This is a genomic window from Mesorhizobium sp. M7A.F.Ca.CA.004.12.1.1, from assembly GCF_003997835.1.
In the GTDB taxonomy this organism is placed as follows: domain Bacteria; phylum Pseudomonadota; class Alphaproteobacteria; order Rhizobiales; family Rhizobiaceae; genus Mesorhizobium.
In genome coordinates this window covers 1-12,678 of sequence record NZ_RZRK01000077.1, presented here as the reverse complement: position 1 = coordinate 12,678, position 12,678 = coordinate 1, and the positions used below count along the sequence as shown (strand labels likewise).

Genomic DNA, 12,678 nt, shown 5'->3' with positions numbered 1-12,678 from the left:
TGTCGGTATCGTTCGACCACGCGATATCGCCATAGTCTTCCGCACAGTACGCTTCGGCGTCGTGCTGCTCTTCGAGGTCGCAATCGTCGCGCTCTCGCTCGTCGTCCCCTTCCCTGTCATCGGCGCCGACGACTTCGATGCCGCCAGCCAGCCAAGGTTCTAGATCCGGGTCCGGCTCTACGAAGTCCAGCAGCGAAATCAGCCGCTCAATCTCGTCCTCGATCGAGCGGCGGACAGTCGGGTCGGAAAGGCGGGTGTGCGCGTTCATGACCGCACCGCCTTCCTGTTTGCCTTTCGCGTCGCCTGTTGACGGGAATGGAGTTCGATGCGACCCGCGAAGGCGGCTTCATCGCGGGCGACAGAGAGCGCGGTTTCCGGCGATCCGCCACCATTGCGGCGAAGCCAATCCTCTTTCCAGCGCAGATCACGGACGCACCGGGCCGGGATGAAGACCTGTTTGAGACATTGGATTTGCCAAGCCTTGAAGGCCTTGTCCGCTAGGTCGCGCTGGAAAACCGCTTCGGCGCTGTCCTTCCCATGTGTATCGGTGGCAAGGATGCGTCGAAAATCGGCGGTCATGCGGAAATGATATGCCAACTCGATTTGCATGCGGCCGGTGCGCCAGTCGGAGGCCGGCTTCAGCCATGCGATGAGCTCGTCCAGTTCCCCGGAAGGCGGCGGCTTCGGGCGAAAGTATACAACTTCGCCCATGGTCAGCCCTCACCACAGAAGGACGCAAGACAGGCGATAAACTCGACGTCATCGACCGCAACGCCGAGGGCTCCGTAGCCATGAATGAGAGCTGCCGCCTTCGCCCTCACTTCGACCATCGTCACGCAGGGATGCCTGATTAAAGCTTGAAACGCCGTGTTCCAGACAGCGATTGCGTCGTCTGCTTGCTGCATGGCGTCGTGGTGACCGCTGGCGTGGGTCACGGCTTCCTGTTTGCGCAGCGAGGTTAGGCCCTCGGTTTCTGCGGACGTGATGCCTGCCATCCACCGATTGTAGCCGGCGCGATCCATGCAACTCGACGCCCACGACTCATCAACCTGTGCCTTCTTGCGGGCAATCTCGGCTTCGAGGTCGCCGGACGACCGGAAGGCTTTCGGATGGTGCGACCAGATGGACGAGAGCCCACCGGGAGGCGTCCACTTCGGAAAGAGCTTATCGCCAAGCGCGTCAGCGATGGCATTTTCCCGAGCCGCTGTTGACACATAGGTCTGTTCGGCCCGCTGGCAGGCGGCGATTGCCTCTTCTAGGCTGGTCGGCGCGGCGTGAGCCGCAGGAGAGACCGCAACAACGGCGGCAGCGGTTGAGAAAGCAGCCGCACCAAGCAAGAGGTTGCGGCGGTTGACATTGGGCATGCCTTCGGCGGCAGCCCGAACAGATGTGCTCGGCATGTGTTTGGTTCCCTATGAACTAGTTACATTTACTAGTTAACCATGAACCGCAATTCGCTTGCCGTCAACAGCAAACTATGAAATATTCCTAGTCTACCGATATGGGGACACAACATGCTCACTACAGGAAACCAGCTTCGCGCTGCTCGGGCGCTTGCTGACATGGATCAAGGGACGCTTGCCAAGCGGGCAGGAATCAACATCAACACGATAAGCGCGATGGAAAAGAAGGGCGCCGAAGGACTGACCAGCGGTTTGGACAAGGTGCGCGCCGTGATGACCGTTCTTGAGGAAGCCGGCATCGAGTTTCTGAACCATGGGAGCCCAGGCGTCAGGCTGAAGGCAAGGCCATGACCCGCCTTTCTATCGTAGAAGAGCTTGAGAACGCCGCCGATAGCATCGCCGACATGTCGCGAGCGGATCTTCAGATCATGCTTCGGCGGGCTGCTTTGATGCTCCGGAACGTCGCCGGCCTACCGCTGGAGCCAGCCACGGAGGACGCGCTGAACTCCATCGCCGCCGAGATGAAGATCAGGCCGGGCGGATCTCATTCAGATCATCTTGCGTGAGTGGCTGGAAACGAATGCCTATTTGCCGGTCCGGACGATCGATGAGGAAAGCGAGACCGACGGCAGCGCCTAACCTTGCCGTTCCGCTGCAGAATAAACTCCGTCACTCATTTCGATGAGCCCGTCGCGATCAACCACCGAGATTTTTCCTCGACCCGCACGAATGTAGCCCATGCCTTCCAACGTCTGCAACGCGAGAGTGACGCCTGGTCGTCGGGTACCCAGCATCAGCGCCAGTTGCGCATGCGTAATCGGCAAAGGTTGTGGCAAGCGGTCCTGAAGCATCAGGAGCATTCGGGCGATTTTAGCGTCCGCTGTCTGTCGCGCGTTAGCGAAAGCCGATCCGGCAAACTGTGCCGCCAAGTCGTAGAAGTAGCGGATGACCAGCAGTCGCATGTTCGGGGAGCGCGCAAAAGCCTCAGTGAGCCGTCCCGCTTCTAGGGCATAGGCATCACAAGAGGTGAGAGCCACATAGTCATGTGCGGAAACCCCAACCCCGAAGGCGAGCGCGGCCCCGGTCATTCCTTCCTGTCCAACTAATGCGATGCCGGCGGCCCCGCTATTGTTATTTCTGGCAATTACACCTGCCACCCCGCTGCAAATGAAGTAAACAGATGAACTCACAGCGTCGGCAGTTTCGAAATGGTAGCCTGGGGGATAGGTCTGAAGCTTCAATTCGGGAATCAGGGCACTTTGGTCATCATGGAAGACCAAGGCGCTCAAAAGCCGGTTGAAAAACTCCGTCACCCGCTCCCCAATTCATTCTGGTGAACCTGCATCGTAATGCACAATCGCATCAAGGATCGTTCTATACAGGCTGTCAACTTCCCCGTCGATCTCATCGCGTTTTATGCCAACCGCTTTGGCGTCAGCGTCCATGGCGGATTCTCCAAGAAGGTAGCCAAAGCCGCCGTGAGTTCCGGCCGCGGGAGAAGGGCTAGTTCTCCTCATCGGAGTCGTGGCGCAGGTCCTCCTCGTCACGCATGGACTGAATGCTATTCTGCGTGTTCCTCGCATCCAACGCCGCTTGCAGTCTCGCCGCTGCGATTAGGATCCTATCGGGTACTGCTTCCGGTGGAGTAGGCATTTCCATAGGCGCATTAACATTTGTTAGTCGAAAATGTTCCCCCGGCGGGCATAGGGACCACCGGCCGCAGGAACCTTAGACGATCCTGATTGCCACTGGGTGCGTGATCTTTTGCACCGCCCCTAGAACAGGTCCTCGAAGTCAGCAGGGCTGCCCCTGGTGCGCCGACGAACGACAATTTCCAGACCGAGGGAAGAAAGCGTTACCATCAAGGTTCGCAGCTGCACTGCAGGCTTTCCGGCCTCAAGGTGCGATATTGTGCCCTGGCGGAGGTGCACTCGATCTCCAAGCGCCTCTTGCGTAAGCCCTGCTTTCCGACGGGCGCGCCGCAGGATTGCGCCGATCTGCTTTTCATTGCGCGCTATCGCGTCAAGCATCATGGTCCTCCGAATACGCGAATGCGTATAAAATGGTGATATACGCGATGGCGTATAAAATGCCAAATTAGAGAAAAGGCGTCCAAGGTGTCGATCGGACCGGCATTGATGACGGGTGCCAGTTCCTCGACGAACTCCGGCAAGCTGCACGGCGGCGACCTGATCGTGTGCACTACAGTGTACTAAATGATTTGAGACAATGGATATCGCCCGTTTTCTTTAATCAGCAAATTCGCCCCGTGTTACTCTCCCTTAATACCGTCGGACGGTATTAAGGAGCGCCGGCGATGCCCGAACTCTCGACTGCTCTTCGCGTCCCGGCAGCGCAATACCTTCGCATGTCAACCGACCATCAGCGGTATTCACTCGATAATCAAAGAGCGGCCATTTCGGAGTATGCCGAGATGAGAGGCTTTGCCGTTGTCCGCACGTATGCCGACGCAGGCAAGAGCGGCCTAAGTCTGAAAGGGAGGGACGGACTACAGCAACTGCTCGCGGATGTCGTGACTGGTCAGGGCGGCTTTTCCGTGATCCTCGTCCTGGATGTCAGCCGGTGGGGACGATTCCAGGATACGGACCAGGCCGCGCACTATGAATTTATCTGCCGCGATGCAGGCATCAATGTCCACTACTGCGGGGAACCGTTCGACAATGACGGCAGCATGGTCGCCAGCATCGTAAAGAACCTGAAGCGGGTAATGGCGGCCGAGTACAGCCGCGAACTTTCCGCCAAAATCTACAGAGCGCAAATTCAGCAAGCTTGCCTCGGATTTAAACAGGGCGGCCCCGTGCCTTATGGCATCAGACGCTTTTTGGTTAGCCATGACGGAACGCCGCGATTGTTCCTCGGGCCGGGCGACCGCAAGGGGCTCAAATCAGACCGCGTAGTTTTTATGCCTGGACCTGACGAGGAGCTCAAAATAGTACGGCGAATTTTTCGCATGTTTCTCGCGCAGAAACAAAGCATTGCGAACATCGCCAAGACATTGAATGACGAAAAGATACCGTCGACGGATGGCGACTTATGGCGTTGGGGACGGGTCAAAGGCGTGTTGCGAAACGAGTTGATGACAGGATACTACGTCTTCAACCGGACCAACCACAAAATGAAAAATCCGGTGCGCCGCAACCCTCCTGATCTTTGGGTCCGGACCAGGGTGATGGAGCCTATTATTGAACCTAAAACATTTGCCCGAGTGCAGCGGGAATTCAGCTTGGGACGGGTCTTTGCCCTCCGAGACCCCGACATGATCAGAAATCTGAAGTGCCTCTTACGAGAGAAAAAGAAGCTCTCGCAGGCGATAATCAACAATTGCCCCTACACACCCTCGGCGCATGCATATTGGGTGCACTTCGGGAGCCTACAGGCCGCCTATAAGGCGGCTGGGTTCATATGTCCGCCAACCGGCCAACGAGGTAAATACTACTCGGATGACGATCTGCTAGATGGCATCCGCCGATTGCACGCAAAGTTCGGCTACATCACAATCGCTTTGATCGACAAGGACCGCCACCTCCCAAATCACAAACTTTTCATCAAGCGTTTCGGGTCGGTTGTGAACGCCTATGGCCTAGCTGGCTTTCCTACGACAACGAGCGAAAGTATCTCGGCAGCCCGACAGCGAACTGCCGCTCGGCGCCGGAACGCGCATGCTGCTCGGCCGACAGCATCCTCAGAGTGATCGAAGCCTTGAGGAAGCAGTGACGGGCCGGCCAAGGCTGTACGTCCATGGCCAACATCCCCTCCATTAGTTGCCTCCTAGCGGCCGAGCGGTTGCCGGGAGAGCGAGACCAGCTCGGCCTCATCGGTCACGCCGGCCATGAAGTTCGCAATGATCCGGGATGCGATGGAGTCGCGGGCATCCGTCGACTGGCCATCAAGCTTCAACTGCTCAAAGACGCGGCCCAACAGCGCCAGTTCCGACGGCTGCAAGACACCGGCTTCAGTCGCTTTCCGTCGAATCGGCATTGATCGCACCTCCCCGAAGTCCGTGTAGAATGCCGCAGACGCCCTTTAAACGCAAAATGCGCGACCTACGCCAAGTCATTTGGCACGAACAGCCAAAGCACAGGCCTCTGCTCGTTGTGGTGGAGTAGACCTTTATACCAAACATTGGCCGGAACGGACACTGCGGCCTGTCCGTCAACCTGACATCCAAGATGCCAGCAGCAGGGCGCACAAGGATGACACCAAAGCAGCGGCCGCAATAAGCACCCCTGCGCGCTGCCACCCCGTCGGTAGCTCGTGTCCCAATCCATTGGGCCGCCGATTATCATTCATGGGCAGCAGAAAAATAGGTTCCGCTAGTTCTTGCCGCTGGGGCCAGGACCGCGACCAACGCCGTTTCGAAGGCGTTGCGATGATCTCACCAGTTTGCATGCGCTCTCCGTGATGAATACCCGCCACGCCAAGCGAGCCGTGGCGGGTAATCAACCAACCGACGATGAGGGGACTGTTGAACGTCGGCTGCATCAAACGTGTAAAGAACTCCAATGTTTCACGGGTCAGACCTTTGCGCTTCGGCATTGGGCTTTGGTCGGGTTCTTGCCCTCGGAAATGAAAAAGCCCGCCGGCCGTGAGGCCAGCGGGCTTGCTTGACCGCCCTTGAGCGGCGATTCGCTACTTCCCCGGATTTGGTTAGGTCGGATCCAACGGGGGAAGAGATGATGGGGTTGGCGAAGCCGTCACGGACGACAGTCGCTCACGCTTCGTGAAAACGGGCTTCTGATAGATCTTCTTCATCGACATTCCCCTTTGCCAATCCGCAATGTGTCACTCTTTGGCTTAGGCCGGGCAGCGTGTCAATCGCGCGACAAAAAGCCCGCCACCTCTCGGTAGCGGGCAAGGTCTGTAGTAGCTGGGATCAACCAGCATAGGTCAACTTGCGGCGTCGGGGATAGTTGCGATGGTCGGGCGGATTCCAACTCTTGCCGCCCTAACCTGATGCTAAATCGGCCGCCTGCCCCGCATCTTTCAATACAGGCTGTTTCCGCATATGTTCCGCCACATGTCCCGGAACACCGTCCTTCAGATAATTGCCGCCTTGATTACGATTGCGGTGCTGGCGGTACTGCATCAGGGGCTTGACTGGTTTCTTAGCAGTCTTGAACCAAAATTCATGATGGGGCTGGTCGTCGGCTTTATGGCGGGGACAGTCCTGGTTCTGCTTATCTGGTACTATGAGGACCGCAAAGTGCGGTATTCAAGGGCGGTTGGCCCCGGCGGGGCCGCTGAGCAAAAGCGCTCGCGCAACGCGATCGACCTGTGACTGCTGAATCTGAGATCCCCGGCCGGCCTTCATAAGCGCTTCCAATACTGCGCTCTGTTGCGGGCCGCCTATCAGCGTGCGAGCCATGTCGGCTATAGCCTTTTCGTTTCCGCCATTGTTCAAGGCGTCAATGACCTTATCCACCGTCCGCATGCCGGCCGCTCGGGCCGCGCCGCGGGCACCGCCGGCAATGAAGCCTTCGCGTAAGCCAAACCCGGGGGCGTTGGCGGGATCAATTGCTTCGCGAGCAGCGACACGCGCCGCCGTCTCCGAATTGCGCGTGACGATGTTCGACGTGTCGGCAAACAGCTTTTCCCGGTCAAGCAGATCGATGATGGAGCGGGCCTTGTCGGACCCGAAAAGCGTCGACAGACGAGCCCTGTTCCAATCGCCTTCGCCCTTGATGAGCCGCTGAAGCGCTACACGGTCGTTTGCGTTGGTACCGACGATGCGCTCTATCTCCGCCCGAGCGCCTTCACGCAACCGAAGCGGCACAGCGGACGGCCCGACTTGCAGCCCCTGCGGCAATGCACCTTGCCGGACTTCTGCGGCGAGTTCGTCGGGGCGCGGCGCTTCCCGGCCGCTTGAAAGGACGGATTGGCCACGCCCAACAGCCTCTTTCTGCCGGGCCAGCTCTGCATATTTCGCGTCAACTTCCTTGATCCCGGGAACCGATGCCCGAAGCTCGTCGTCAACAGTCTGCCGCGCCGTGGTCAGGGCGTTGACGGCGTTCGTTCCCTGGGTTGTCTCCAACATGTCGTCTATAGCGTGCCGCGTGTTCAGCAATTCGCCCGCGTCCGAAACTAGAGACGTGCCGGGGGGCGGTTGGCCATCGGCCCGAGCCCGAGCAATGTCAGCCGGCGTTGGCTGATGGTCCAGCATCGAGCGGACACGCTGCACAAGGCGCTGCGGCTCGCCGCGCAACGTCTGGGCTTCGGTTTCGAGATAGCGGGCAATCGGTAAAGTGTCGACCGGGCCAGCATCGCGCAATGCCTCTTGATATTCAGGCGCGAGGCGCTGTTGGTTGGTATTGGCTCGATCGATGATGCGCGAGGGCGTGGGAGCTTCGCCAAGCGTTTCATCAAGGGCCGACCGGATACGCCAGTTAGCATTAGCATCGCGTGCGCCGATTGCGTTTCGAACGATTGCCTTGCCCTCGCCTGGGGTGGCGGCAATAGCGCCGGCGGTATGCCGCATGTTCGCGCCAAGGTCCATCAACATGCCGTTGTCGCCGAGCTGCGACAGTGCAGCGGGATCTACGGCATCCTGACGAACAGCCCCCGCCAAGACCTTGGCGGCGGTCTTGTCGAGCCCGAGGGCGCGCGCGACCGCGCCGATGTGGAGGTTGTCGGCGACGGCCTTGACGCCCTTGCCGATCAGCGGCGCCAAGAATGGCGCAGCCAAACCAGTCGCAAACCCGATCCCGGCGCCTTTGCCGGTTTCTTTGATATCTCCCCCCGAACGCACAGCAGAATCCGCACCGTTGATCGCGGCTCCAGAAAGCGCGCTAAGGCCATATTGCAGAGGCTTCGACGCAGCTCCAATGCCAAACACCTCTGGCGCAGCCATCATCGCCGGCAATGTTCCGGCAACCGCACCCGTCACGTTGCCAAGCGTCCGCGCGACAGGGTGGGCCTCGCGGCTCGCCTCGTTCATGCGGGTCATCTCCGCATTGACTTTGGAATAGAGTTCGCCAGTGAGAAGCGAGCCTATGGCAGCGGACGCGGCTGTAAGACCCTTATCGATGTAGGGACCGGCGATCGGCACGCCCTCGCCTGTCGATGTCAGGTAGGTTCCCATGGCGCCCATGTCAGGACTCGGAACAAACGTGGGTGCCTCGTGGCCGCCTTCCGGCTCGGGGCCGCCGCCGGCTATGATCTGTTGCGCCTTCGCGATCCCTGCTTTCGCGCGAGCGTCAGCATCCGTTGCGGCTGCGTTGGGAGGCGCGGCCGGGAGCGACTTGGCAATCTCGTCCACTGCCGCGTTCTGCTGCTCGGGCGTCATCGACAGAAAGGCGTCGTCGACCTTGACCTTTTGGCCCTGGATGTTGAGCGTTGCCATCAGGGTTCAATGCTCCATTTCAAGCCGTTGCTCGTCGTGCCGGCGCCGGTCGGCTCCCCAGCCGGAGCATCGCCGCCGCCGCGACTGCTCCTGATGGCGTCGACCATCGCACGGACGCGCGCCAGCTTGTCGTTGACCGATTCCTTTGCCTCGCCCGGCTTGGGCGTCAGGATGGAGGCCTGGTTTTCCACTTCGGCCGGCGCCGCCGTGGCTCCGGACACGCTGTAGAGATAGGATGCGATTATTGTTTTCAGCGAGTTCGAAGCGCGCTGGTAGTCCGACGATTTCAGGTAATCCGCCCCGTAGTCCGATCCGTGCGGCACGGCTGAAAGCGCCTGATCCGAGAGATTAGACAAAGCGGAGAAATTATCTTCGACAATCTTCAGCTCGGGCGCGACCACTGAATACAGCTTGGCGTCTCGCTGCTGCTGCTCGTTCGGCGGCTTCGACTTCGGACCGGTCAGCGGGACGATTCCCGCATTCTGGTTGGGAACCGGGTTGGCGGCGCGCGGGCTCATCGGTGCGATCGGCGCCGGAGGTGTTTGCACGGGCGCCGGAGAGGCCGGCGGTGAAGCGGGACCAGGCGCGGCGGCGGGCGGTGCGATGGGCTGGGGAGCCTGTCCAGGCATCTGTGCGACGATGCCGGAAGGCGTCAGGAACATCATTTCTCCATTCGGGCCGGTGATGGTCTTGCCGGCCGCGATCTGGGCCGCCTGTTCCTGTGTGACCTTGTTGTTGTTTACCAGCCAGTTGAGCGCCTGGGCGTCGACTGCATTTCCCTTGAACATGTTTGCTTGGCCGCCGCCGGGCGATGCGGCGACAGCTTTCGTTTCACCTGTGCGCTTGTTGTACAGCGTGCCGTCGTCAAGCTTCTCCCAATCGGTCTGCTGACCCGTATAGACGGCCTGATGGGTCTTCGGATCGACAAGAGAACCGCCAACCTCAATGAGCTTGTCCTGGTCGGCTTGCATCTTGCGCTCGTCGAGATCGAGCCTCGCCTTTTCGGCCGGCGTCATCTGCGGATTGCGCAGCCGTTCCGTCTCGATGCGGGTTTTCTCCATGTCGAGCCGGTTCTTTTCCATCTCCATTTGCGTGGCCGGGTCGGCTGCGGCCATCTTCTGTTTCAACAGAATGCCAACCACGCCGCGCTGTTGTTCGGACAGCCGGGGATCTGTCGCCGCCTGCATGAGCTGCTGAACGGTTGGGCCACCGCCCGCAACCTGCACGCCCTGCGGGCCTGGCGCCGCACCAGGACCGCCGGCAAGCACAGCGCCCCTCTGCGGGATGCCGCCACTATCAACCGCACGCGGCGACTGGACGCCAGCTTGTTGCGGCGCGCCAGACAAGGCTTGCGCGGGTGTCTGCTGCGGTGCGGAGGCTGCGGGAGAAGCAAGGGCGTTGGCGACGGCGGTGCCTGCGGGTGCCATGCCCGAGGCTGGGTCAAGGCTCGCCACTTGCACCGGGTCCGAAGTGGAACCGCTGAACCGCGATGCGAACGAGTTGGCCTGTGCGATACGCCGCGCGGCCTCGCCGCCTGGTCGATCGTAGCCCGCGAACTTCCATGCATTGTTCATGATCTGCTGGGCTTCGGTCGGCGACTTTGCTGCGTTCAGCCGATCGATCAGCGTCGGATCTTCCTGAAGGAAGAACTGCGCTTGGAGCTGTGGCGAAGGATTGCTGGGATCGCCGCCGTTCTTGGCCGCGAATTGTCGCATCGCCTCGAAACGTGGGCCGCGCCAAGACAGGATTCCGCCTGCCGTGCCAGCCTCACCGCTTTCGCTCGGGTCCGACCAAGAACCGAAGGCGTTCTTCGGATTGAACCGGCTTTCAGCGTTCGCAGTTGACGCGACGGCGGCGAGGCCATTGGGATTGGTGACCTTGCTTTTCACCGTGTCCATGAAACCGGAATAAATGCCGTTTCCCGAAAGGTCCGGAGTTGGACCAGCCGCCCCTCCCATGCCAGAGGACGCAACATTGCCGCTTTCGGCCACGGGAGCCCCACCGGCAGCAGCGGAGGTCGAACCGGCCCCCGAGCCAAAGAGCGCCGAAAACACGCTGTCACCGCTCTTGCGCCAGTCCGCTTCCGCCCTGTTTGCCCTGCCGTTGGCCATACGGTAGCCAAGAGCCTCGCCGATGGCAGAAAGGCCCTGCCCGACCGTCTTCGGTGCCGCCGGACCGCGAAGGGCGTCCGCGATGGCGCGAAGTCGCGCGAGTTCTTCAGGCGTCTGGACGCCAGTATCTCCGCCGAAGATGAAAGCCGGCTGTGCGGTCATGCGAATGCCCTCCCGTAGTCGACGGCATCGAAGCCGTTGACCGTCGTCACCGCATAAGGCCGATAGGCGCGCACCTCGTCGGCCATGACGCCGACCTGTTCACCGCCGCCCCAGAGATATTCGAACACGTACTTCGTCAGGCCGTTGGCAAAGGTGCCGATTGCGCGGATGTTCTTCTTCAGGCGGCGGTCCGAAAACTTGATCAGGTTCGCGCCCAATCCGAACAGACCGCCCATCAAATCGCTGCTACTGCTGGCGTCCTGCTGCCACTTCTGGAGCTGCTGATTGTAGTTGGTGTTGATCAGCCCCGCCGTGTCGGTCGTCGGGATGGTCGGCATGTTCGCGTTGACGAAGTTCGGCTGGCTGACCTGTGAGCCCGAGAGCAGCGCCGTCAGGTTGTTGATCGGGGCCGAATTCTGGGCCAAGGCCTCCTGCACCGCCTGCCCGCGACCGGACAGCAGCAACGAATTGTAGGCGTCGTTTTCTCCCTGGTCCTGGATGTTCTGCGCCTGGGCGTAGTTATCCGAACCGGGACGGATGCCGCGATTGATCAAGTCGGCTTCGTTCGCCTGTCGGCGAGCATCGAGCGCCGGCTGAAGGCGCTTCATGCCGAGATCCATCAACCGGCCTTCGGTTGCGTCGTTGGACAGGTCGACCGGCTTGGCGAGCCAATCCTTCAGAAACGACGATTGGCCGGCCGCCAGTTCGCCCAGGTTCAGCTTTGCCTGGTCGGTCTGGTCTTTAATCGCCTGACCGGTTCCCGACAACGTTTGCGTGGCCGTGTAGGTCGGGATGTCATAGGACTTGCCCGTGTAGGGATCATTCCATTTGTACGTTCCCGTCTGGGAATAGTTCAGCGAGCCATCGGGCGTCACCTGATTGACGTTGCCGAGGTTGGCATTCGCAATCGCGGTGCCGACGTTCGTTGCGGTCGACGCTGCTGATGTCTCTTTCGGGTCGGGCGGCGCGGGAGCGTCTGGGGCACACATGGTCAGGGTCTCCTAGAGAAAATAGGTCATGGCGATTGCCGACCGCTTGAAGCCCACGCGCTCGCACATCTTTGCAACGCGTAGATCGGTGGCGATGGTGACGTGCGCCCTGACGCAGCCGCGCGCTTTCAGTTCAGTCAGAATATGCTTGGTGAAGCGGCGGCCGATGCCGTTGCGATGGTCCGGCCGCATGTAAATCGTGTCTTCTTGGGCGATCATCTCGGAATTGTGCATGTCCTGGGTGATCCAGATGAAGGCGTACCCCACGGCCTCGCCATCGCCGGTCCTGACCAGAAAGCAGAGCAGATGCCCGGCGGCGCCGTAGACGTTCAGGCGCGGCTTGAATTCGCCGATCGTCATCCCTTCGCCAGCCATCCGAGCTTGCATCTCGCCATAGTGAGTCCGGCACATGGGTTCCAGCTCGGGCCATGCGGCGTTGAAATTCTCGATACTGATGGCGTAGTCAGACAACGACGCCTCCCGTTTCAAAAGTGACATCGAGCTGAACGAATTCGGTGACTGGGCGCTGGTTCAGAAATCCGGTGATTTGCAGTTGCGGCTGCATGACATATCCGGTCTTGCCGATCGAAATCCATTGCCCGCCGCCTACCGATGCAACAGGCTGCGCCTGGTCCCACTTCGCGACATCCCAC

The 12,678-nt window shown here is 60.2% G+C and carries 14 protein-coding genes and 2 pseudogenes; 3 read left to right on the top strand and 13 right to left on the bottom strand.

All coding sequences use genetic code 11. The annotated features are described in order from the left end of the window. The 3 genes from EN984_RS06480 to EN984_RS06470 form a co-directional block, all read right to left on the bottom strand. Window positions 1-268 (bottom strand): hypothetical protein (locus EN984_RS06480; RefSeq protein WP_127383667.1); only part of this gene is annotated, 268 nt, incomplete at its 3' end. Beyond that, the gene (locus EN984_RS06475; protein ID WP_127269311.1) at window positions 265-711 is read right to left on the bottom strand and encodes a hypothetical protein; all 447 of its coding nucleotides are present in this window, start codon (window positions 709-711) and stop codon (window positions 265-267) included. The genes EN984_RS06480 and EN984_RS06475, both read right to left, overlap by 4 nt. Window positions 712-713: 2 nt before the next feature. Beyond that, a complete protein-coding gene (locus EN984_RS06470) occupies window positions 714-1,400 on the bottom strand; it encodes a hypothetical protein (protein WP_127269310.1) in 687 nt (228 codons plus the stop codon). Window positions 1,401-1,562: 162 nt separating this feature from the next. Here EN984_RS06470 and EN984_RS06465 point away from each other — a divergent pair, with 162 nt between their 5' ends. After that, entirely contained in the window at window positions 1,563-1,754 is a 192-nt protein-coding gene (locus tag EN984_RS06465; protein ID WP_306663755.1) for a hypothetical protein, read from the top strand. Further along, window positions 1,751-2,042, top strand: a pseudogene (locus EN984_RS06460) (hypothetical protein). Before EN984_RS06465 ends, EN984_RS06460 begins: the two are co-directional and overlap by 4 nt. On the opposite strand, the gene EN984_RS06455 reads toward EN984_RS06460, so the two are convergent. Both EN984_RS06455 and EN984_RS06445 read right to left on the bottom strand, forming a co-directional pair. Further along, on the bottom strand, window positions 2,039-2,716 hold the full coding sequence (locus EN984_RS06455; RefSeq protein ID WP_127270273.1) for a Crp/Fnr family transcriptional regulator: 678 nt from the start codon (window positions 2,714-2,716) through the stop codon (window positions 2,039-2,041). The pseudogene EN984_RS06460 and the gene EN984_RS06455 overlap by 4 nt on opposite strands. 462 nt (window positions 2,717-3,178) lie before the next feature. Beyond that, window positions 3,179-3,433 (bottom strand): helix-turn-helix domain-containing protein, encoded by a 255-nt coding sequence (locus tag EN984_RS06445; RefSeq protein WP_127270276.1) that lies wholly within the window; start codon window positions 3,431-3,433, stop codon window positions 3,179-3,181. Between the two features lie 287 nt (window positions 3,434-3,720). Between EN984_RS06445 and EN984_RS06440 the strand changes: the two genes are divergently transcribed. Continuing rightward, window positions 3,721-5,115 (top strand): recombinase family protein, encoded by a 1,395-nt coding sequence (locus EN984_RS06440; RefSeq protein WP_127270278.1) that lies wholly within the window; start codon window positions 3,721-3,723, stop codon window positions 5,113-5,115. Window positions 5,116-5,192: 77 nt separating this feature from the next. Here EN984_RS06440 and EN984_RS06435 read toward each other — a convergent pair whose 3' ends face one another. The 8 genes and pseudogenes from EN984_RS06435 to EN984_RS38150 all read right to left on the bottom strand — a co-directional run. Then, window positions 5,193-5,402 carry a hypothetical protein gene (locus EN984_RS06435; protein ID WP_127270279.1) on the bottom strand — a complete coding sequence of 70 codons (210 nt, stop codon included), beginning with the start codon at window positions 5,400-5,402 and terminating at the stop codon, window positions 5,193-5,195. 174 nt (window positions 5,403-5,576) lie between these two features. After that, complete coding sequence (locus tag EN984_RS06430) at window positions 5,577-5,960, bottom strand: hypothetical protein (protein ID WP_127273274.1); 384 nt, start codon at window positions 5,958-5,960, stop codon at window positions 5,577-5,579. Between the two features lie 409 nt (window positions 5,961-6,369). Further along, entirely contained in the window at window positions 6,370-6,510 is a 141-nt protein-coding gene (locus EN984_RS38155; RefSeq protein ID WP_164775727.1) for a hypothetical protein, read from the bottom strand. Between the two features lie 126 nt (window positions 6,511-6,636). Next, window positions 6,637-8,763 (bottom strand): hypothetical protein, encoded by a 2,127-nt coding sequence (locus EN984_RS06425; RefSeq protein WP_127272556.1) that lies wholly within the window; start codon window positions 8,761-8,763, stop codon window positions 6,637-6,639. Beyond that, window positions 8,763-11,036 (bottom strand): phage tail tip lysozyme, encoded by a 2,274-nt coding sequence (locus EN984_RS06420; protein WP_127272555.1) that lies wholly within the window; start codon window positions 11,034-11,036, stop codon window positions 8,763-8,765. The genes EN984_RS06425 and EN984_RS06420 overlap by 1 nt, the downstream gene beginning before the upstream one ends. Further along, window positions 11,033-12,025: a tail fiber domain-containing protein gene (locus tag EN984_RS06415; RefSeq protein WP_013531595.1), complete on the bottom strand. Its 993-nt coding sequence runs from the start codon at window positions 12,023-12,025 to the stop codon at window positions 11,033-11,035. The genes EN984_RS06420 and EN984_RS06415 overlap by 4 nt, the downstream gene beginning before the upstream one ends. 12 nt (window positions 12,026-12,037) lie before the next feature. Next, a complete protein-coding gene (locus EN984_RS06410) occupies window positions 12,038-12,514 on the bottom strand; it encodes a GNAT family N-acetyltransferase (protein ID WP_164765391.1) in 477 nt (158 codons plus the stop codon). Continuing rightward, window positions 12,489-12,678, bottom strand: a pseudogene (locus EN984_RS38150) (hypothetical protein); the annotation flags it as partial. The pseudogene EN984_RS38150 and the gene EN984_RS06410, both read right to left, overlap by 26 nt.